Annotated in this window: 20 protein-coding genes and 3 pseudogenes; 9 read left to right on the top strand and 14 right to left on the bottom strand. The window is 68.2% G+C overall.

The features are described 5' to 3' along the window. The first annotated feature begins 54 nt into the window (after positions 1-54). Positions 55-1308, top strand: a complete 1254-nt coding sequence (locus RCR19_RS42815) for a hypothetical protein (RefSeq protein WP_331270503.1) — start codon at positions 55-57, stop codon at positions 1306-1308. A 322-nt stretch (positions 1309-1630) separates the two neighbouring features. On the opposite strand, the gene RCR19_RS42810 is transcribed toward RCR19_RS42815, so the two are convergent. Continuing rightward, complete coding sequence (locus RCR19_RS42810) at positions 1631-3043, bottom strand: M20/M25/M40 family metallo-hydrolase (protein ID WP_331270502.1); 1413 nt, start codon at positions 3041-3043, stop codon at positions 1631-1633. 376 nt (positions 3044-3419) lie between these two features. Between RCR19_RS42810 and RCR19_RS42805 the strand changes: the two are divergent. Together RCR19_RS42805 and RCR19_RS42800 are read left to right on the top strand one after the other, a co-directional pair. Further along, positions 3420-3588, top strand: a pseudogene (locus tag RCR19_RS42805) (3-beta hydroxysteroid dehydrogenase); the annotation flags it as partial. Between the two features lie 309 nt (positions 3589-3897). Continuing rightward, positions 3898-5583 carry a ribonuclease J gene (locus tag RCR19_RS42800; RefSeq protein ID WP_331270501.1) on the top strand — a complete coding sequence of 562 codons (1686 nt, stop codon included), beginning with the start codon at positions 3898-3900 and terminating at the stop codon, positions 5581-5583. A 659-nt stretch (positions 5584-6242) separates the two neighbouring features. Here RCR19_RS42800 and RCR19_RS42795 read toward each other — a convergent pair. Both RCR19_RS42795 and RCR19_RS42790 read right to left on the bottom strand, forming a co-directional pair. Then, on the bottom strand, positions 6243-6446 hold the full coding sequence (locus RCR19_RS42795) for a cold-shock protein (RefSeq protein ID WP_030052720.1): 204 nt from the start codon (positions 6444-6446) through the stop codon (positions 6243-6245). Positions 6447-6690: 244 nt separating this feature from the next. Beyond that, the gene (locus RCR19_RS42790; protein WP_220297201.1) at positions 6691-7029 is read right to left on the bottom strand and encodes a MerR family transcriptional regulator; all 339 of its coding nucleotides are present in this window, start codon (positions 7027-7029) and stop codon (positions 6691-6693) included. 990 nt (positions 7030-8019) lie between these two features. Between RCR19_RS42790 and RCR19_RS42785 the strand changes: the two are divergent. Then, a pseudogene (locus RCR19_RS42785) lies at positions 8020-8366 on the top strand (hypothetical protein). A gap of 109 nt (positions 8367-8475) precedes the next feature. Here RCR19_RS42785 and RCR19_RS42780 read toward each other — a convergent pair. From RCR19_RS42780 to RCR19_RS42760, 5 genes are all read right to left on the bottom strand, one after another. Next, the gene (locus tag RCR19_RS42780) at positions 8476-8775 is read right to left on the bottom strand and encodes an SCO5918 family protein (protein WP_331270598.1); all 300 of its coding nucleotides are present in this window, start codon (positions 8773-8775) and stop codon (positions 8476-8478) included. A gap of 152 nt (positions 8776-8927) precedes the next feature. Next, on the bottom strand, positions 8928-9224 hold the full coding sequence (locus RCR19_RS42775; protein WP_331270500.1) for a CBS domain-containing protein: 297 nt from the start codon (positions 9222-9224) through the stop codon (positions 8928-8930). A gap of 44 nt (positions 9225-9268) precedes the next feature. Beyond that, positions 9269-10762: a DEAD/DEAH box helicase gene (locus RCR19_RS42770; protein WP_331270499.1), complete on the bottom strand. Its 1494-nt coding sequence runs from the start codon at positions 10760-10762 to the stop codon at positions 9269-9271. Positions 10763-11104: 342 nt separating this feature from the next. Further along, entirely contained in the window at positions 11105-11308 is a 204-nt protein-coding gene (locus RCR19_RS42765; protein ID WP_006136369.1) for a cold-shock protein, read from the bottom strand. A gap of 523 nt (positions 11309-11831) precedes the next feature. Then, positions 11832-12320, bottom strand: coding sequence for a GNAT family N-acetyltransferase (locus RCR19_RS42760; protein WP_331270498.1), 489 nt, complete (start codon positions 12318-12320; stop codon positions 11832-11834). On the opposite strand from RCR19_RS42760, the gene RCR19_RS42755 reads away from it, so the two are divergent. Further along, positions 12283-12531: a hypothetical protein gene (locus RCR19_RS42755; RefSeq protein ID WP_331270601.1), complete on the top strand. Its 249-nt coding sequence runs from the start codon at positions 12283-12285 to the stop codon at positions 12529-12531. The genes RCR19_RS42760 and RCR19_RS42755 overlap by 38 nt on opposite strands. Before the next feature lie 272 nt (positions 12532-12803). On the opposite strand, the gene RCR19_RS42750 is transcribed toward RCR19_RS42755, so the two are convergent. After that, positions 12804-13112: a MarR family winged helix-turn-helix transcriptional regulator gene (locus RCR19_RS42750; protein WP_331270597.1), complete on the bottom strand. Its 309-nt coding sequence runs from the start codon at positions 13110-13112 to the stop codon at positions 12804-12806. Between the two features lie 117 nt (positions 13113-13229). On the opposite strand from RCR19_RS42750, the gene RCR19_RS42745 reads away from it, so the two are divergent. Continuing rightward, positions 13230-13610, top strand: a complete 381-nt coding sequence (locus RCR19_RS42745) for a tautomerase family protein (protein WP_331270497.1) — start codon at positions 13230-13232, stop codon at positions 13608-13610. Positions 13611-13627: 17 nt separating this feature from the next. Here RCR19_RS42745 and RCR19_RS42740 read toward each other — a convergent pair whose 3' ends face one another. The 5 genes and pseudogenes from RCR19_RS42740 to RCR19_RS42720 all read right to left on the bottom strand — a co-directional run. Further along, complete coding sequence (locus RCR19_RS42740; RefSeq protein WP_331270496.1) at positions 13628-13879, bottom strand: hypothetical protein; 252 nt, start codon at positions 13877-13879, stop codon at positions 13628-13630. Next, positions 13876-14448: a hypothetical protein gene (locus RCR19_RS42735; RefSeq protein ID WP_331270495.1), complete on the bottom strand. Its 573-nt coding sequence runs from the start codon at positions 14446-14448 to the stop codon at positions 13876-13878. The genes RCR19_RS42740 and RCR19_RS42735 overlap by 4 nt, the downstream gene beginning before the upstream one ends. Next, complete coding sequence (locus tag RCR19_RS42730; RefSeq protein ID WP_331270494.1) at positions 14445-14873, bottom strand: hypothetical protein; 429 nt, start codon at positions 14871-14873, stop codon at positions 14445-14447. The genes RCR19_RS42735 and RCR19_RS42730 overlap by 4 nt, the downstream gene beginning before the upstream one ends. 419 nt (positions 14874-15292) lie before the next feature. Next, complete coding sequence (locus RCR19_RS42725; protein ID WP_331270493.1) at positions 15293-15634, bottom strand: hypothetical protein; 342 nt, start codon at positions 15632-15634, stop codon at positions 15293-15295. 592 nt (positions 15635-16226) lie between these two features. Continuing rightward, a pseudogene (locus RCR19_RS42720) lies at positions 16227-16538 on the bottom strand (hypothetical protein); the annotation flags it as partial. Positions 16539-16765: 227 nt separating this feature from the next. On the opposite strand from RCR19_RS42720, the gene RCR19_RS42715 reads away from it, so the two are divergent. The 3 genes from RCR19_RS42715 (at position 16766) to RCR19_RS42705 (ending at position 20703) form a co-directional block, all read left to right on the top strand. Next, positions 16766-19897, top strand: a complete 3132-nt coding sequence (locus tag RCR19_RS42715; RefSeq protein WP_331270492.1) for a S8 family serine peptidase — start codon at positions 16766-16768, stop codon at positions 19895-19897. 342 nt (positions 19898-20239) lie between these two features. Next, positions 20240-20455 carry a hypothetical protein gene (locus tag RCR19_RS42710; protein ID WP_331270491.1) on the top strand — a complete coding sequence of 72 codons (216 nt, stop codon included), beginning with the start codon at positions 20240-20242 and terminating at the stop codon, positions 20453-20455. Beyond that, complete coding sequence (locus RCR19_RS42705) at positions 20452-20703, top strand: transposase (protein ID WP_331270596.1); 252 nt, start codon at positions 20452-20454, stop codon at positions 20701-20703. Before RCR19_RS42710 ends, RCR19_RS42705 begins: the two co-directional genes overlap by 4 nt. Positions 20704-20740: the final 37 nt, after the last annotated feature.

The raw sequence follows: 20740 nt of genomic DNA, 5'->3' as shown, positions 1-20740 counted from the left end.
ACGCTCCCGTGATCCACCAGGCTGGGCAACGGTGCCCGCTGAGAAGCCGACAGGGTGCTGCATCCCAGCGCCCTTGCGTTCTTCCCGATGGTGCCCGCCTTGATCCGCGTGGTGCACCTGGTGACCTTCCTGCCTTTCCCGTACGCGGGAGTGGTGGTCTCCTGGTCCATGGCGGCGATTGCCGCTGCCGGGGTGCACACACTGGCAAGGTCGCTGTTCGGCCGTCGTGCGGGTTACGCCTGCGTGGGGCTCTGGGCGTGCTCGCCGTACGCGTTCGCCCTGTGGGTGCCCTACTCCGAGGCCACCTTCACCGCCTTCCTCATGTGGACGCTGATCGCGGTGGTTGCGCGCCGGTGGTTGTGGGCGGGCGTCCTGTGCGCGCTGGCCGGCACTGTGCGGCCGACCTCGGCCGTACTGGTGGCAGTGGTCGCCGTCAGCGCGATCCGAGCCGTGACGCTGCGCCGGGCCGGTTGGCGGCCTTGGGCAGCGGTGGGCCTTGCGCCGCTGCCTCTACGGGAGCGGGGCGATCTTCGCCAGCTGGTACGCGTTCGGATTGCTGGTTCTCTTCAAGCACCCGCCCTGATCCCTGCGCGGGCCCGGCGCCGGCGGGGCGCGGCGCCAGCGCTACCGGCTAGCGGCGGCGGCAAGGACTGCGTTCCTCCTGGTGAATGGAGTGCGGGACGGCCCGTAACCATCTACACCGCCGAACCCGGCTCCCCCTCGGAAAAAGCACTGCGCCACCTCGCATCCTGGACCGCCGCCCAAGAAGCCGACCCCATCACACACCAGGCATCCGGCTGGCTGCTTACTCACGTCTCGCCCACGTCGGGCCTGCCACGAACTGGCGGTGATGCGGTCGTTGTCGGGCGGCCCGGTCGCACGCACGGCGCGCGGTCGCGGCCGGAGGTGGGCGTGCGCAACCGACCTGGCTCGCCTGGATGGACGCCCGCTGACTTACCGGCAGGAAGGAGCGGCTCGCTGCTGCACGGAATCAGTCCTCGCTGGCGACCTGGGGTGCGGCATGCGGGCCGGGCCGGCCTCATCGCCATGAATGAACGCGGCGAGTTCGTCGGCGTACCTCTGGCGGGCCATCCGCCCCTGCTCCTCCTGGAGCTCGGCAGCCTCCCGCAGCTCGGCCAGATACGGCACGTACTGCTCGACCGCATCACGCAAAGCCTGCGGCATGACCTTCGTCAGCTGAAGCGGCGCTCGCTCCACGCCACGTCCGGGATCCAGGCACAGGCGGAGGAAACCACGGACGTCCTCCTCGGTGTGCAGGTCATTCATCGAGCTGCTCCTTCCGGTTGACAGTCGAGGCAAGCAGGGCAGGGCCCGGTAGGGCGCTGCGTCCGGCATCGGCTGCGGCAGCCTCGGGTACCCAGAACAGGCCGATTCTGTGCTCGCCGGGGCTACGAGCGGCACCACGCGGCGCGGCAGCGGCGGCATGTGTCGCGACTGCACGATCTGCCCCGCGGACATGGTCGGTCCAGGCCGGTGAGGCGTTGGGCGGCCCGCGGTGTGCCAGACGCTGATCGCCGAGGATGCCGAACGGGTGGGCGACCGGCTCTGACGTACAGCTGAGCACTCAGCGCCGATCTGTCCTACGAGCGAGATACCGACGGGGACACCATCATGAAGCCGGTTCCGGAAAGGCGACCGGGCTCTTGAGCCCCGCCTTGTTTACCGCTCTCACCCCGAAGAACACGTTGTCCTTGGACAGGTCCACTCCTTGTCGCGTCACGTCTCCGACCGGGATGACGTGGGTCCATTCGGGAGCCGTGGTCTCGCGCCAGACGATCTCGTAGCCGGCCAGGTCCGGCTCGGTGCCCCGGGTCCACACCAGGTCCGTGGAGTTCGTCAGCGTTGAGGTGACGATCTTCGCGCCCCGTGGCGTGCCGGGAGCCTGGGCCAGGGACCACAAGGTCGCAGCGTTGACCCGGGCCACACGAGCGATATATCGGAAGTCGCAGAACTCGGGCAGGTCGCCGAACTGCTTGCCCGTCTCGTCGACGCGTACGTCCTGGTGCTGGTGGGCGAAGTCCTCGGCCGGTTCCGTGAAGCGCGCCGCCGGGTAACTCCGTTCGAGGAACGGGATGTGGTCGCCGCCCCGAAGGTAACGGTCCCGGCGGTAGACAACGCGGACGTGCATGCCGGTCACATCGTTGTCGGCCACGTCGCGTACGAACCGAGACAGTTGACGGGCCGCGGAGTCGTTCTCGCCACCCACTGATCGGCGTATCGCGGCCTGCTCGGGCGTTTCGGAGGACGGGACGCCCTCCGCGAAGAGGCGGACGGTGTACGGATCCCTCGTGCCGTCGTCCGCGGTGGAGCTGCCGACGATGTCATTGGTGAACATGCCCTGCACGTCGACGCCGGCCGCCTTGAACTGCTCGGCCATGTGCGTCGCCCCGTACAACCCCTGCTCCTCCCCTGCCACCGCCGCGAAGACGATCGTCGACGCCGGCCGCCGCTTCGCCATCACACGGGCCAGCTCCACAACCACGGCCACACCGGATGCGTCGTCGTCCGCTCCCGGCGCATCCGAGGTAGCGTCCATGACATCCGTGACGCGTGAGTCGTAATGGCCGGAGACGACGTACACGCGCTCCGGGGTCACCGAGCCCCGCAGGGTGGCGATCACGTTCGTGATGCGGGTTGCGGTGGGGATGCGGGACGCCGGTTCCTGGACGTACGACTGGAGTTCCGCCGTCATGCGGCCGCCGGAAGCCGCGGCGTACGAGCGGAGCTCGGCAAGCAGCCAGTCGCGGGCAGCGCCGATGCCGCGTGCGGGGTCGTCCTGGATGGAAAGGGTGTGCCGAGTACCAAAGGAGACGAGCTTTCGGACGGTCGCCTCGATGCGGGCCGGATCGATCTCCTGAAGCAGTGCGCGCAGTTCACGGGTGGGAGGCTGGGCCGTCACGGGTGGGCGGTCGCCCTTTCCTGGTGCTTGCACCGCCTCGGCCGTTCCCGTCGCTACCAGCGCCGCCGCACCGCTCACGGCCGACACGGTCAGGACTGATCTCCGGCTGAAAATGGGACGCATGTGTCCTCCCGGGGCAGGCTATGCCGACCGACCCATGGTTGTGGACACGCCAAGTATGAGCAAGATAGACGCGGGGTGGCGATTCAACTGAAAACACGGCCCGAGGAACACCAGCTGCAACCGCGGGCGGCGACGTGCTCGTGGAGCGGGGGCCGGTGTGGGGTTCAGGCAGGAGGCTGTCTCGCTTTATCGGTGCTGTACGGGTGCGCCTTGTCGGGCGATCGCTCTGGTCGTCTGGAGCCGGGCACATAGGGGCCCAACGGCGGTACAGCTACTACGGGTTGACCGCCAGGAGCGAAGCCGGCATCGGTGGGTGATTGGAGGTCGGTGACCAGGGTGGCAAGCTGCACCAGCAGCCGTTCGCGGGCGATGAGCTCGGATCCGCAACGTCGCGGAAAGGGCTGTAGTCCACCTCGCCGAGCAGGGGGGTGCGGTCGTCGGTCGTGCGGATCACCAACATCGCGCAGGGCACAACCGATCGTGCCGGCTTCCTCCCCACGCTGATCGCGCTCGCGAAGGAGAAGGGCTTCGTCGGCTACCACGGCGGACGCCGTCGTCTGCTCCCTATGCCTGAGCACGGACAAGGTCGGCGACCACGTACTGTCGGCCACGGCCTGAAAACGGTCTTTGCCGAACGTCTCACCTCGCAGCTACTGGCCCCCGATGCGCGACGCCACCCAGGCACACACGGAGGCCGCTGCGGTTGCCTCCTGTCTTGGGGCCTGGGCAGCCGGCAGATGAGACGGATGTCGACCTGAGCGCCGGTATGTCTCCGGCGGCGGGTCGTATCGAGCGCCCGCTGGATCACACAGCCAATGGATCACCCTGCCCCGCTCTCCGGGTACCGTCAGGGTATGAGTCATCCGCACCCCGAACTGAAAGCCGCCCCTCCCCTTCCCGAAGGAGGGCTGCGGGTCATTGCCCTGGGCGGCCTGGGTGAGATCGGCCGCAACATGACCGTCTTCGAGCACGCGGGCAAGCTGCTCATCGTCGACTGCGGCGTGCTGTTCCCCGAGGAGACCCAGCCCGGCGTGGACGTGATCCTGCCGGACTTCACCTCGATCCGGGACCGGCTGGACGACATCGTGGCCGTGGTCCTCACCCACGGCCACGAGGACCACATCGGCAGCGTGCCGTACCTGTTGCGCGAGCGGTCCGACATCCCGGTCGTCGGCTCCAAGCTGACGCTGGCGTTCCTGGAGGCCAAGCTCAAGGAACACGGCATCCGGCCGCGCACGGTGCAGGTGCGGGAGGGCGACCGGCGTGGCTTCGGGCCCTTCGACTGCGAGTTCGTGGCGGTCAACCACTCCATCCCCGACAGCCTCGCGGTCGCGATCCGCACCCGGGCCGGGATGGTGCTGCACACCGGCGACTTCAAGATGGACCAGTTCCCTCTCGACGACCGCATCACCGATCTGCGCGCCTTCGCCCGCCTCGGCGAGGAGGGCGTGGACCTGTTCCTCACCGACTCCACCAACGCCGAAGTACCCGGCTTCACCACCTCCGAGCGGGAGCTGAACCCGGCGATCGAGCAGGTGATGCGCACCGCGCCGCGCCGGGTCATCGTCTCCAGCTTCGCCAGCCACGTGCACCGCATCCAGCAGGTCCTGGACGCCGCCCACCAGCACGGCCGCAAGGTCGCCTTCGTCGGCCGGTCGATGGTCCGCAACATGGGCATCGCCCGTGACCTGGGCTATCTGAAGGTCGCCTCCGGTCTGGTCGTGAGCACCAAGGAGCTGGAGAAGCTCCCGGACCACAAGATCACTCTGGTGTGCACCGGCTCCCAGGGCGAACCGATGGCCGCGCTGTCACGGATGGCCAACCGCGACCACATCATCCGCATCGGCAAGGACGACACCGTCCTGCTCGCCAGCTCCCTCATCCCCGGCAACGAGAACGCCATCTACCGGGTGATCAACGGACTCACCCGGTGGGGCGCCCACGTGGTCCACAAGGGCAACGCCAAGGTGCACGTCTCCGGGCACGCCAGCGCCGGCGAACTCGTCTACTGCTACAACATCGTCAAACCCCGCAACGTCATGCCCGTGCATGGCGAATGGCGCCACCTGCGGGCCAACGCCGACCTCGCCATCCGTACCGGTGTCGACCCCGACCGGGTCGTCATCGCCGAAAACGGTGTCGTCGTCGACCTCGTCGACGGGCGCGCGTCCATCACCGGCAAGGTCCCCGCCGGCAACGTGTACGTGGACGGCATGGAAGTCGGCGGCGCCACCGAAGCGTCCCTCAAGGACCGCCTCACCCTCGCCGCCGAAGGCGTGGTCACGGTGGTGGCGATCGTCGACGCGGACACCGGCGCCCTCGCCGAAGCCCCCGACTTCCTGGCCCGGGGCTTCGTCCACGACGACACCACCTTCGAACCGGTCATCCCCGTCATCGAGAAGACCCTGGCCACCGCGGCCGAGGAAGGCGTCGGGGACGCGCGCCAACTCGAACAACTCCTCGCCCGCGCCGTGGCGAACTGGGCGTTCCGCACCCACCGCCGCAAGCCCCTCATCATCCCCGTCATCATCGACGCCTGAACCACAGCACGGCAGCACGATCCCGGTTCCGGCCGCGGCCCCGCCGGCATCGAGGCCGGGCACGGAGTCAGCGGCCGCCCCAGCAGGCCGGGGTGGCAACGCACTCCACATGATGAGTCATCGGAAACACGTCCCAAGGACGGGAGGCGCGAAAACCCGCCGTTCAACGGATGTTCTCCCACCTTCGGAGGACGTTGGCGGCGGAGACCGCAGCGCCCGTGCAGTCACTCGACGTGGTGACGCGCATGCTCAAGGAGCAGCTCGGGGCCGCGTCGGTGTCGTTCGTCATCACCGACTTCACCGGCGGCTCGGTCGTACGGCTGGGGGGCGGCGCGCAGCGTCGAAGCCACGGAGAGCCTTCCTCGACACCTGGACGAGCGTCTGAACGTCGGCTCCTCCAAGCTGCGCGGTAGCCGCCAGGACATGCGGCTCACGTGCCCGGCGACGCTTGCAGCGACTGACGTCAGGAAGTTTCGGGTCGAAGTCGCACCGGCCCGGGCTTCCACAGATCAGGGGCCGCGCAGCCATTGCTGCGCGGCCCCTGATCTTGTGCCGGCCCGGCACGGGATCAGGCGCCTTCGTCCACGTGGGCGGCAGGGCCCGCGCGGGCGGCGGCCACCGGACGCGGCGTGCGCGATCCCTCGGGCAGGTCTGCGAGGTCAGGCCAGGTTGATGTTCTCGGCCTGCGGGCCCTTCTGGCCCTGGGTGACGTCGAACGTCACGGCCTGTCCCTCCTGGAGCTCACGAAAGCCGGTGGAGTTGATCGCGGAGTAGTGCGCGAAGACATCCGGGCCGCCGCCGTCCTGGGCGATGAAGCCGAAGCCCTTCTCCGCGTTGAACCACTTCACAGTTCCCGTTGCCATGTCTTATGCCTTCCAGTCGATGAACGCCTCCCACCCCATGTGGCAGACGGAGATGATCGCCCTGGTCCCTGCGGCACAGCACAGCAAAACGCCCACACCAAAGGCGTGGGCAAGAGGGAATTCCGAACCACGACAGCTGACACAGACGTTACACGCCCACACATCGCGTCACCAGAGGAAAGGATCACGTCGCACACCGAGACGGTGCGTGCGATGCCCGCCGGCGCTGACGGGCACGCCCATCTCATTCTGCTGCCGTCGGGTTCACTGATTCGGCGGCGCGGCGATATTCGGCGTTGATGCGCTGGGCTTCCTCGAGCTGGTCTTCGAGGATGACGATCCGGCAGGCAGCCTCGATGGGGGTGCCCCGATCGACGAGTTCCCGGGCGCGGGCGGCGATACGCAGTTGGTAGCGGGAGTAGCGGCGGTGGCCGCCTTCGGAGCGCAGGGGGGTGATCAGGCGGGCTTCGCCGAGGGCGCGGAGGAAGGCAGGGGTAGCGCCGAGCAACTCGGCGGCCCGGCCCATGGTGTACGCGGGGTAATCGTCGTCGTCGAGACGGCCGAACGTGTCGTCTGCTGTCATTGCACCTCTCTGTGGAACGCGTTGAGGGGCCCTGGCGCCGTACTGGCACCAGGGCCCCGAAGGAACTACTACACCATCTGCCGGCCCTGATACTGCACCGGCCCTCTGTTTCCGCAGACCCGACCGAGACGCTGTCGGGGGCGCGGGGATCGCGGTTGCTCGACCGGAGACCACCTCACTATCGATGTCCTGCGGTACCCGGGTCCAAGACTTCCGCCCGGGCGATCCTGATGGCGCTCGGCTCCTCCGTTCTTCCCTCTTGATCAACTACTCACTGACGGAAACTGCGAACTGCTGATACCGCAAACTGCTGGTGGCCTCGAACAGCGCCACTCTTCGGCAGCCAGCCCCGTCGCCCGTCCTGCGTCTACTCCGGCTTGGAACCCCACTGCCGAACCTCCCGGTGCGCGCGCCCGCAGCCGACGCCTTCACCGAGGTACCGCTCACTGACTTCACTGCTGGGTACTGCGATCCTTCATTTACGGGTACTGCCACTGCGGTACTGCTCATGGTGGCCCCTGATCACTGCGAGCCACCCGGTCCGGTCGTCAGTCCCGTCACCGTCCTGCAACCGCCTTGGCTTCGGAACTCCACCACCGCACCGTCCTGTGAACTGCAACTGCGGTACTGCTGCCCGGCAGTTCATCTCTGCCGGGCCTCTCTCGATCTCGGCTACGAGAGAAACCATAACCACACCGCCACCCAATGTCTACTCCGGCTGGCATAGATTTTCGCGCACCCGAAGATAAGGTAATCCGCCTCGACCGGCCCATGGGTGGTTCAAGCAGCTCCGAGGCTCAGTCCGACGCTCACCGTCACCCCACCGCCGCGCAGCACGTCGGGCTGATCGTCACGTCGCCGACTGCGCCGCGGCTACCGTCGGCGGGCACCGGCCAACACTGCGTCTCGCGAAGAACACCACCGCCCGGGACGGACGCTTCCAGCCGGGACGCCTCGCAGGTCGGCCGTTGACAGGCACGGTACGAGGGGCTGCGCCGCCCTCGACGATCCCGGGATGATCGAGCAGTCCGACCACAGCAGTCAGAGTCCCTGACCGTGGTCACCAGTGGTGCTGTCATCACCGATCAACTGGTTCTCGCAGCCACGCGGAGGCAGAGGGTGTCTGATGTGCTGACGGATTCCGCCCGCTTGGGCGAGTTCGCCGCCGTCTTCGACTCCCCGCGAAGAAGGACGGGCCGCCCACGCGTCTGCACTTCCATGTCGCCCGGATCCTGACGGGCACCCTGGGGAGCCCGGAGACGGGCGGGATGTATCGGGTTGCGATCGAGGACGTCAGCGCCTGGACCGGGGGCGACTTCAGCTATTCGGACCGCTGAGCGACGGCGACGGGAACCCGCTGCACGCAGTGTGGGCCCGACCGGCGTACCGGTCGGGCCCACACTGCTGGTCAGATGTCGGCTTGTGCCTGTTTACCCGGTCAGACCATCACGGGGTGCCGAGCATCGCGGAGGTGTGCTGCAGCGGGCCGGGGATGCCCAGAGGCGCGGCCTTGGGGAGGGCTCGGCAGGTGAAGCCGAGCTGAGTCATGGCCCGGCGGACTTCGGCGGCGCTGAAGTCACGGCGGTCCTGGCGGGTGATGACTTGGCCGACTTGCTTGACGGGGTAGTGGCGGCGGCCGATGATCACCGATTCTCCGGTGACCGGTTCGGGCTTGATGCCCTTCATCGATTCCAGCACTCCGCCCTTGGTGAGTTCGAAGGGGAAGCGGGCGATGACGCAGCGCAGGTGGCCTCACAGGGAGAGGGAAGAACGGTCCGCCCCGGGGCGATGCGTTTCAGCGGGTGGCGAGGGTGCCCGGGGCGCTACCTTGCTCGTCTACGGCTCGCAGAGCACCGAGCCGACGGGAGGGCATCGCGTGCTCGGCTTCGCCATCGTGGTCACGGGTGAGGTTGACGATCCGTACCGCCGAGGATGTCACGCAGGCGGACCCGGTCCGTGTGAGCGCCGCTGTCGCGGACGGCGGTGAGGTCGGTTCGGGTCACCAGGCCGATGCGCTGGTCGTCCTGGTCGCAGACGACCAGTCGGCTCGTGCGTGCGGCGGCCATGACGGCCAGCGCCACCTCGACGCTCATGTCGTCACAGACCTGCGGTCCGGCCGCGTCCATGACCTCCACCGCCGTCCTGTGCACGGGGTTGGCGTCCGCCGAGCGGGGCTGCATCTGAATCAGCGTCAAAGGGTGCCTCCTAGAGACAGGTCAACTTTCCGATCACGAAGGTTCTAGGCCGCCGCGTCGAGGACGGTCTGGCGTACGGGGGCGCGCCGGGTCGCCGAGGAAGGGCGGCGTCGGCTTCGGGAGGAGGCGCTGCGCTTGGGGCGTTCGACCACCGGTGCGGTGATGACGACCGGGATGCCGGACGGGGCCTGGGCGCCGGTGATCCGGCTCAGGGCCTCGTCTCCCGAGCGGATCTGGGTGGTCTGCGGCCGGATTCCGGCGTCCGCCATGAGGCGGACCATGCCGCGGCGCTGGTTCGGTGTGACGAGGGTGACGACGCTGCCGGACTCGCCGGCGCGGGCGGTACGGCCGCTGCGGTGGAGGTAGTCCTTGTGGTCGGTCGGCGGATCGACGTTGACGACCAGGTCGAGGTTGTCGACGTGGATGCCGCGCGCTGCGACATTGGTTGCCACCAGCACGGTGACGTGCCCCGTCTTGAACTGCGCCAGCGTGCGGGTGCGTTGCGGCTGCGACTTGCCGCCGTGCAACGCGGCGGCGCGTACCCCGCTGTTGAGCAGGTCCTGGGTCAGCCGGTCGACGGCGTGTTTGGTGTCCAAGAACATGATCACGCGGCCGTCGCGGGCGGCGATCTCGGTCGTGGCGGCGTGCTTGTCGGCGCCATGGACGTGCAGGACGTGGTGCTCCATCGTCGTGACCGTACCGGCCGACGGGTCGACCGAGTGCACGACGGGGTCAGTCAGATAGCGGCGAACCAGCAGGTCGACGTTACGGTCCAAGGTGGCGGAGAACAGCATCCGCTGTCCCTCCGGACGCACCTGGTCGAGCAGCGCGGTGACCTGCGGCATGAAACCCATGTCGGCCATCTGGTCGGCCTCGTCCAGCACCGTGATGCCCACGTGGTTCAGCCTGCAGTCGCCACGGTCGATGAGGTCCTTGAGCCGCCCGGGCGTCGCGACAACGACCTCGGCCCCGCCGCGCAGCGCGCCGGCCTGCCGGCCGATCGACATCCCGCCCACCACCGTGGCCAGCCGCAGCCTGAGGGAACGGGCGTACGGTGTGAGCGCGTCGGTCACCTGCTGTGCCAGTTCACGCGTCGGTACGAGGATCAGGCCCAGCGGCTGGCGGGGTTCAGCTCGCTGTCCAGCGGTACGGGCGAGCAGGGCGAGGCCGAAGGCGAGGGTCTTGCCGGAACCGGTGCGCCCGCGGCCCAGTACGTCACGGCCCGCCAGGGAGTTCGGCAGCGTCGCTCCCTGGATCGGGAACGGTGCGGTCACACCCTGCTTGCCGAGTTCGGTCAGCAGGTGCTCGGGCATGTCGAGTTCGGCGAAGCCCTCAACAGGAGGCAGCGCGGGCGTGGTCGTCCTGGGCAGCGCGAACTCAGCCTGCACTGTGGCTGGCCGGCGGTCGTAACCGCCGGAACGGGCAGGGCCGCCGGAACGGTGCGGTGCCTGCGAGCCCGTGCGACTGCCGCCCTTTCCGGCGGCGGCTCTGCCGTGACGGGAGCGGTCGAAGCGATCGTTCGTGCGTGTGCGGTTCATGCGGAACCTTCCTCGACGTGGCGCATATCAAGGAATTCCCGCAGCAATGAGCGGCATGGAGAATTACAAGTATGGACCGGTGGCAAAAAAACAGATTTGGGCCGGCGGAAACACCCGGGGGTGCAGGTGCTGAAATGGTGACGCGATGGGGACGTAAGATCCGGGCGTCGGCTGCGGCGCAGCTCTTCAGGACGCTCCTGCATCACTGAAGGAGGAGCCGCGCGTGGTGAGACTGCGGATTCCTCCGAGTCACCCCGCAGTTGAAACTGCTGCGGGGGATGTGTGCAGCTGGGGCCCGCACCCCGAAGGATGCGGGCCCCAGCTACAAAATGTGCGTCAGCGTCAGGCCGGAACGATGTTCTCGGCCGTCGGGCCCTTCTGGCCCTGCGCGATGTCGAAGGTTACCTTCTGGCCTTCCAGCAGCTCACGGAAGCCCTGGGCGGCGATGTTCGAGTAGTGGGCGAACACGTCGGCGCCGCCACCGTCCTGCTCGATGAAGCCGAAGCCCTTTTCCGCGTTGAACCACTTCACGGTACCAGTAGCCATGCCATATCTCCTTCGGGGCAGTACATCGGGATCCGCACTGCGCGGACGCCGTGTCGCCGCAATGATTACCCCGCCCGGAAATGACCGGAAATACAGAAGCGCCCCCAACCGACAAAACCGGGTGGGGCACTCGAAGTTTCGGGAACCACGACTGCAACTAAGATCGACAGTAGCACACTGGAACGACCCGTACACATTACACAATTCCGCTCCACTCGGGGCGACACAAACTCTCACTACGCGGTCCGCCAAAGCCTCACTTCGCAAGCACAGATATTGATCCACTCGGAGTGCCACGTTCAGGAAGAGCGGCCTCACAAGCAACCCTGACGCCACGGGGGCGACGACGTACGCGGCTGTCCGTAAGACGCCTTCGAAAGGCGCTCAGCAGCACCCTCGCCTCGCTCCTGATGCGGGGAAGAGGCCGCCGGCGCAGACGATCCCCCGCCAGGACAGAGACGACGGCACACACGGAGCGCGCCATGCTGGCGAAGCCGGTAGCCCTGCGAACCGGCGCACCGCGTCATTCCGAAGGAATGCGAAACTCGAATTCGGGACGGTCCCACGGCACGGCGGGCGGGTTCGCGAGCGCAGTCCCGGTCCGCACTGCACCGACGCGGTGGTAGAAGTCCTCGGCGGGAACATGCGACACGACCTTGACACGGTCGAGCCCGGCGGCACGAGCCTCGCACTGCATGTGCGCCACGAGCAGCCGTCCAATGCCACGCCCTTGCGCTTCGTCGGCGACGAACAGCAGGTCGAGCTCCGGCGGAGCGAGGACGAGCGAGTAGAACCCGAGGACCCGGCCTCCATGCTCGCCGGCGCCGACGGCTACGAAGGCGCGGTGGGCTTCGATGTAATCAGGACCGACCCGGTAGCCCGCCACTGCGGATGCGTACTTACCCTCGTAGGCGCCTGAGCCACGCACGAGCCGCGTGAGCCGTTTGGCATCATGCGCGACTGCTCTCCGTATCGTGATCGGCTGGCTGATCGGGGAAGTGCGTGAACTCATCGGGAGAGTATTTCGCACCGGGGAGCGCCTTCGTGCGGCGGGTCGGCTGCTCAGACAGGCGCTCCTGCACCGCTCCCGGGAACCACTCGCCCAGGCCCCGATCGACCACGTCACCTCCGCGGAACAGGCCACTCGCCAGCAGCAGCTGGACGCCCACACCGCTGCGGAGAAGCCCCTCCTGTACCAGCCCAGGCTCTGCGGCAGCCCATGACTGACGGGCTGTGCTCGCCTCCCGCCACTGAGCCAGTCGCTGCAGCGCATCCAGAGCCACCCCTCGCCGGGAGTGGCCACCCCTGGGCCAGCGCGCTGGCCACGGACAGCAGCGACTCGGCCTGCTCTGGTCCGGCTAGACCCTGCGCAGCCAGCCTTCGCGTCATGGGTGTCCTATCTCAACGAAGTTAGTCGCCCACCCCTGCGCTGACCTGCGTGGACTGGATTGGGTGAGACGCGGGGACTTGGTTCGTTGAGACAAATCTGCGCTCGCTAACGCAGTTGCGCGTTCCGATGCCGGTCGCCCGCCTGCTCCAAGGCGGCCTCGTAGGCGTGCAGGGCGGTGATGACTGTGGCGCGTTCCGCGGGGTTGAGACCGCGCATGACGCATTCCCAGGCAGAGGCGCTGCCAGAAAGCCACTCGCCGATCGGTGCGGCGTAGGCAGGGGCGATGGCGACGATGCGACGGCGGCGGTCGGCGGGATCGGCGGTGCGCTGCAGGACGCCCGGCCGCGACAGCTCGCTGACCATGAGGCTGACAGTCGTCGGGGCCACCTCCAGCCGAGCGGCTAGCTCGTTGATGCTGGTGGGGCCGTCGTACTCCAGGTGGGCCAGCAGTGCGAGGTGTCGCGGTGCCAGGTCCAGACCCAGATACCTTTAAAAACAAAGGCTTTGGATTCAAAGGGAACGAGGTCCACTATGCCGCATCTAACCGTCCACCTTCCAGAGAACAGGCTGACCGGGAACGAACCCCTGCTCGTCGCCGCACTGACCGACGCCATCGTCGACGTCTATGGCGAATGGGCCCGCGATCTCGTAAGCATCCACCTGACCGGAGTCCCGGCAGGCCGTTTCGCGCAGGGCGGCAAGGCCGTGGACACAAAAGCCTCGGTGATCTTGGGCGTCCGCGCTGGCGTCTTCGAACGCCCCGACGCCGCCCAGATCACCGCGCGCCTCGGCACCGCGCTCACCGACGCGATCACGCGCGTGGTCGGTGATGACCTCCGCGCCGGCACCATGGTCGAACTCGTGGCGTCACCGCCAGAACGTACCTTCGTCGGCGGCGCCCTCACTGTGTGACCCCCATCTGGGCCACCTCACGACCCGGCTGTACTCAAGTTCAGCAGCGGTAGTACGGGGTGGAACGGGCTCCACCGTGTTTCCGCGTCGGCTTCATCGGGCTGACGCGGTGGCGGGATCGTTTCGCGAGGGAAGAACGCGTCGTAGATCCTCGGTTTTCGGTGGAAAGCGACGAACTTGTGGGTGGAGAAATGCTGCTGAACCCATCGGATCAGGGGGTCCTTGCGGTCCTTGGGGACGTAGCCGAGAAGGATGTTGCGGACGGTCATCTGCTCGACGAGCCAAAATGGTTGTGCAGGCCGGCCAGGCGCTGCAGGTACCGGCAGGCGGCTTCGCTCTCAACCGTGCGGACGTGCTCGCCTGCGCGGGCATCCAGCCGGTCGGGCACGTGCTCGGTCAGCAGCGGCATCAGCAGCACCGCCACACCGACCGGTGTGCCGTGGCTGATCGCGGCCGCGGCGGCGACCAGGCCGAGCACGGCGACGGCTGCCGCCGAGCAGCGCACGGAGACGGACAGCAGGGGCGGACGCTGGGCGGGGCGTCGGCTCAGCCAGCGCAGTGCGAGCCGCTGGACGCGGGTGGCCGCCGGTGTGAGGACGCCGATGCAGTGGGCACGCTCGGGCAGACGGTCGCCTGCGGGGACGGTCCAGTCCACAAAACCCCAGCAGGTCCGCTCCCGGATCAGCACAGGCTCGCACGTGTGCGTGCACCAGGTGCCGCAGCACAGGTGACCGGTGCGCCGGGCACGGGTTCGCTGCTGCTCCCATCGGCCGGGTTGCTGGGCGAAGGGCCGCAGCCCGGGACCGGGCGGCGTGGGCGGTGGCGTGCGGCTCGTCATGCGGTGGTGCCTTCCAGTGGGCGGGTTGAGGCGGTGGCGCAGGTGGTGCAGCGGCCGTCGCTGTCGGGGTGGGCGCGTCGAGGTGTGGGGCCGGTGCAGCAGCGGCACAGCGGCCAATTCAGGCAGGTGGGGCAGAGGTTCTCGCCTGGGGCGCATCCGGGCAGGCCGCAGCCGGCGCATTCGGCGAGCGCCCGGTAGGCCAGCGCCTCGCGTACCGGGCGGTGGTTAGCCAAGGCGGTCTGGGAGGGCCGCGCCGCGGGGGCGGTATCCGAGCAGGCGGCCGGGGGCGGATAGGCGTAGGCGGCGTTCAGTCGGGCGGCGACGATCGCGTCGACGGAGCTGCGGATCCGGTCGGGCAGCGGTCGGCTGGTGACAATGCGGCGCACCTGCTCGGGACTCCAGCCCGTCTCCAGCATGGCGGTCACGACCTGTCCCTGGTCCCGTAATGCGGGCCCAGTCAGCAGCAGTTCAGGATGCTGCAGGCCGATCGACAGCAGCAGTCGGGCACCTGCCGATGGCTTCTCTGATCGCGACGGACGCTGTCCGCTCCGCCCGCCGCCAACCTGTGTTCGTGTCGCGTCGTCGTTCTCACGCCTGCGCAACCCTCTTCCCCAAGACCGCCGCCGCCTTCCAGACCTTCCTGGACCACCAGGGGAATCCCCCGGTCGAAGTCCTGGCGAACCCTGGGCGACCGACATCGACTATCAAGATCCCCGACAGAGTCAAGTTAGTGCTTCAGGACCGAGTGCCGTGGCGCTTGACTGGGTAAAACTCCAGGCCAAAGTCGCTACACCCGCCCGCGCTGTCAGCCCACCGCTGGTCTCGTCCATGGTCCCGTCTGGGTTCACTGGCCGACGCTGGTCCCGACATGGAACCTCGTCAGCGCAAACAGGATCAGGAGGTCGAGTGTCATCACGAGAATGGACCACGCCGGATAGTACGGAACGAACATGAACTGGGTGATCAGGCTGATCCCTGCTACCGCTGCGCCTGCCCCGCGACCCCAGCTCTGGTTTGTCAAAACTCCCAGTCCAGCAACGACGAGCGCCACCCCGACCACAAGGTGAATCCAGCCCCAAGCGGTTAGGTCGAACCGGTAGGCATACCGGGACGCGGAGAACAAGGTGTCCTGTGCGATGCCGGATGCGCCCATAAGAATGCTGAGCGGCCCGCTGAGCATCAGCATGGCCCCAGCGAACATGGACGCGCCGTGGATTATTTCGCTGCTGCCGGGCCCCCCGTGTCCCGGCCGTGTCCTGTTCGGCATCGCTGTCATGGCCACAGCCTTCCTGTACAGCGCGGCCACCGACGCACCCTGCCCGTGCGAAGCCAGCCACGCTCCCCTGACAGCATCACCGCAGGGCTTCGGCACCGCCCCTTCTTGTAGCCCATCAGGCGGGCCACGGCAGCGATGATCCGCCAGTCCGCCGTCGCCTCTCCGGGCACGTCGGCGGCCGGCTCGGCGGGTACGTCACCGCGACCGCATGCGCGCCCGAAGACGGCCACTCGCGGTCGACGAGTGACAGCGACGTTCCCGCACCCGGTCGGGTGAGCGGCTGGCGAGTGCTGCGTCTGCCCACCACCGGAGCAGGCGACCGTACCGGCAATGGATTGCCAAGGCAAAGGGCCCTCTCGGCTACACCGGCAGTCTCGTGAAGTAGTGCCTGCCTCGCTCGCGCCGGTGTGTTGACGATCGTCGAACGCAGTGACGACCAGAAGGTTTCGTGGTGTTGCCCAAGCGGTGGATCGTCAAGCGCTACTGGTCGATGACGCTGCCATGACCCGCTGCCTGGCCCGGTCACACCCGTCGCGAGCGTGAACCGGCCCGACGCCGACTCGGCCAGCCAGCCGTGCGCGAGCAGTCGTTTCGCCTTCGACCGCAGCGCCTCCACGCGTGCCGGCACCACGTCGATGCCGAACTCTGCGGCCATCTCCTGGCACGTCAGCGACCCTTGATGGAGCCGGGCCTGGTCTGCGAGAGCCTGCAGGATGCGCTGGTGGTCCACCGACAGCACCGACCAGGGCAACCCCGCACGCCACATCGGCACCCGCAATTTCGGCTTCGCCGCATCCGGCACCTGCGACGACTTTCCGCTCTGCTCCTCGACGGCCGCCGCGGTCCCCCGCGCCGGCGCGACGCAGGCCTCGCCCGCGGAAGCGGAACCACTGTGGCCCCGTGAGCATCCGAAACAACCCGTGAATCCCTTGTTAACTGACGTCAAGTTAGGTAGGTCTCATGCTCCCCCCCTCAATCCAGGGAGGGAGCATCGACGTTCATGGGATCGCTCCCATCGGGGAGCTACTGGAAGGGAGTTTCGTGGCTACGAGCACACGAACCCGGCGACGGAGGCTGGCGATACCCCTGCTGGCCATCGTCCTGGCCGGCGGCGGCACGGTCGCCATCGGGGGTACGGCAACGGCGGGACCCGCCGAGCCGAACACCTCGGCGGGCAGCGGTGTCAGCTCCGGACTGCGGCCCGAAGGAGATCGGGTTGATCTGACCGGGGGCGCCGGCCGGTTCAGACAGGACCAGACCGCTAGGTCCAAGGCGAAGCAGAAGCAAAAGCCCACCGGCCGCACTCCGTACATTGTGGAGCTCGCCGAGGAACCGGTGACGACGTACACGGGCCGTCTCTCGGGGCTGGCCCGGACCCGCCCAGCGCCGGGCGAGCAGCTGGAACCGCAGTCGGGGGCGGCGAAGGCGTACCGGAAGCACCTGGGTACCCAGCGGACGGCCGTGGCCAAAGCAGCCGGCGTCACTGTCAACGAGGTCTACACCACGGCCTTCAACGGTTTCTCCGCGACGCTGACTGCCGCTCAGGTCGAAGCACTGAAGGCGGACAAGCGGGTCCGTTCGGTCACCAAGTCCGAGATGGTCAGTACCAGCCAGGCGTCCCTTGGTGACACCACGCCGCAGCCGACGACCGGCACGGCAACAGACACAGCAACGGGCAGAGCCGGAACAGCCAGGACTGGGGCATCGGCGACCGGCGCCCAGGCAACCGGCTCCCCGGCGACCAGCGCGCGCAAGACCGCCGCGCGGAAGCCGGGCAGAAGCACCGGCGCCGGGGTCGTGATCGGCGTCCTCGACACCGGGATCTGGCCGGAAAGTCCGTCGTTCGCCAAGCAGATGCCGGCCCCGGCGGGCTGGCACGGCACCTGCCAGACCGGCTACACATTCGCTGCCGAGCACTGCAACGGCAAGATCGTCGGCGCCCGGTACTTCGCCGACACGTTCCTCGCGGCGACGGGCGGCGCGCTGCCCGAGGGCGAGGTGCTCTCTCCCCGGGACATGCTCGGGCACGGTACGCACACGGCGTCCACCGCGGCCGGCCTGCCCGTCGACAACGTCACCATCTCAGGGCGGAACTTCGGTTCGATCTCCGGTGTGGCCCCGGACGCGCAGATCGCCGTCTACAAGGTCCTCTGGGGCGGCTCGGGATACGACGCCGACATCATCGCGGGCATCGACGCGGCGGTCGCCGACGGCGTGCAGGTGCTCAACTACTCGATCGGAACGCAGTTCGGGGACAGCGAGCCCAACACCCCGATCGGCAACGCCTTCCTCAACGCCACGCTTGCCGGAGTCTTCGTCACGGCCGCGGCCGGCAACACCGGTTTCAGCGGCGCGGTCAGCAACACCCAGCCGTGGATCACCACGGTCGGCGCGGCGGTGACCAACGTGAACGAGGGAACGGTCCGGCTCGGCGACGGCACCTCGATCACCGGCGCCTCGCTGGACGTGCTCCCCGGTGGTCGATCCCTGCCGCTGGTCTTCGGCGAGCAGGCCGGCACGTTGGAGGAGGGCTCGGCATACTGCGAGCCCGGCAGTCTGGACCCGGCGAAGGTGAAGGGCAAGGTGGTCGCCTGCGCCCTGGACAGCCCGTACGGCGCGGTGGAGGAGCTCAAAGCCAAGGGCGCCGCGGCAATGGTCCTCTTCGACCCCTACGGCAACTTCCGGGTCAACAGCATCTACGACTTCCCGGTGCTCTACCTGAACACCAGGGAGCAGGCCGGCGAGCTCTTCAACTACCTGATGAGACACTCGGCCGACGGCACCGCGCGGCTCACCTCGGGCGGCGACGGCTCCAGTGTCCAGGGGGTGCCGAGCGTCGCGGACTACTCGTCGACGGGGCCGGACAAGATGCACTACGGGCTCATGAAACCCGACCTGGTTGCCCCCGGTAGCGACATCATCGCGGCCGTCTCCCCGCCGGGAAACTTCGGCCGGCAGTACGACGCGTACTCGGGGACCTCGATGGCGAGCCCGCACGTGGCTGGCTCGGCCGCGATCCTGCGGGCCGAGCATCCCGACTGGTCGCCCGGCGCGGTGGCCTCGGCGTTGCGGACCACCGCAACGGACACCGTGGGCACCACCAGCCCGCTGGCCCAGGGCAGCGGAATGCAGGCACCGGATCGGGCCGCCGATCCGGGCCTGGTCATCGAGCCGGACGCCAAAAGCCTGATCGCCTTCAGTGAGGCGGCTCAGCCCGACGGCCGCGAGCTGAACCTGCCGTCGATCGCGCTGCGCGAGTACGACGGCACCAAGCCGGTGGTGTTGACCCGCAAGCTGACCAACGTGGGCAGCAAGCGGGAGAGGTACCAAGCCTCGGTCAGCGGGCTGAAGGGCATGCAGGTCAGCGTCGCACCAGCGGCGGTGACCGTGGCCCCCGGCGAAACCGCCAAGGTCACCATCACTCTGCGGCGCGGCAGCGCACCGTGGGACCGCTACGTCACCGGCGCGATCGCCTGGCGCAGCACCGCCCACCAGGTTCGGATTCCGGTCGCCGCGCGCCCGTGGGGCATCTCGCCCCGGCAGTACGACGACAACCTGGAGGAGTTCGGCCGGCTCTCAGACGGCACCTACGGCACTTTCGAGCCGGGCTTCACCGGACCGGTCTCCGGCCGGTCGACCGGCTACGCCCCCATGCAGTGGGAGTCGTACTCGATGCCGACTGGGGTCAACGGCGGGGTCTTCGACCGGAAGGCCCTCGGGGTGCAGGCGCACTCCTTCAAGGTGCCGGCGGGCAGTGCCGGAATCGTCGTCGAGACCGCGACCGACGACCCGGACACCAACTTGGACCTCTTGCTGTACAAGGGTGACAAGCTGGTCTACCGGAGCGACGCGAACTGGCACAGCAACGAGCGGGCCTGGGCCTTCATGCCCGAAGCGGGCACGTACACGGCGTACGTCTTCGCGCAGGCGTCCGGCGGCCCGGTCGTCGACTATCGGCTCGGCCATGTCGTCCTCAGCCGTGACGGCCATTACGAGCCGGCGGCGCTGGAACTGCCGGCCACGGTGGAGCGCGGCACGACGCCGTCGTACAAGCTGCGGCCGCACGCTGCGCTGAAACCGGACCTCGAGTACTGGGCGTACACCGAGCTGCGTACCAAGGGGGAGGTGATTCCCGGCCAGTTGGTGTCCACGAACCAGTACTTCTGGGAGTGACGCGGTAATCCCCCTGGGGGCTGCGGCCCCCGAGTGGCCGGTGGGGCGGGGGCGAGCGGCTCCCCCCCACCGGCTCACTCACGTCCCGGACGCCACGGCGCCGGCGTCCTGCTCCTCGGCGTAGTCGAAAGCGGCGATCGGCCGGAAGCCCGGGCTGCACCAGGCCACCGTCCGCAAACTCGTCAACGCCCGCTCGGCTGATGATGTCGTCGCCAAAAGCCTGCAGCGGGCACATGTCGTCGACCCGTACGTCGACTACCTGCACCGGCGCTGGAACGAAGGCATAAGAAATGCCGCACAGCTCCACCGGGAAATCCATCAACTCGGCTACCAGGGGGCGAGTTGGCCGTCCAACGTCACCTGCGGCGCTACCGCACCGGGTACGGACACGCACCCGCCGTCGGCCCCAAGTCTCCCTCGGTCCGCGAGGTCACCTCATGGATCATGACCCACCCCGAACACCTCCGCGACGGCGATGCCGACAAGCTGCACCGCCTACGTGAGCGCGACCCCGAGCTAGACCGGCTCACCAGCCACGTCAGGAAGTTCGCCGTCTGATGACCACACGCCAGGGCGATCGGCTCGAGGAGTGGATCGCCGGCGTCGAACACGACGCTCTGGCTCCGCTCGCACGCTTCGCCCGCAACCTTCGCCGAGACTTCGACGCCGTCCACAACGGACTGTCCCTGCAACACAGTTCAGGCGCCGTTGAAGGCAACATCAACCGGCTGAAGATGCTGAAACGTCAGATGTTCGGCCGCGCCGGCCTCGATCTCCTTCGCAAACGCGTCCTGCTCGCACGGTGACACTTTCCCGCACCGGATCACAAGATCGTCGACAGAA

The sequence above is a fragment of the Streptomyces sp. WAC07094 genome (genome assembly GCF_036320405.1).
In the GTDB taxonomy this organism is placed as follows: domain Bacteria; phylum Actinomycetota; class Actinomycetes; order Streptomycetales; family Streptomycetaceae; genus Streptomyces; species Streptomyces lannensis.
This window is presented reverse-complemented; position numbering and strand designations above follow the sequence as displayed.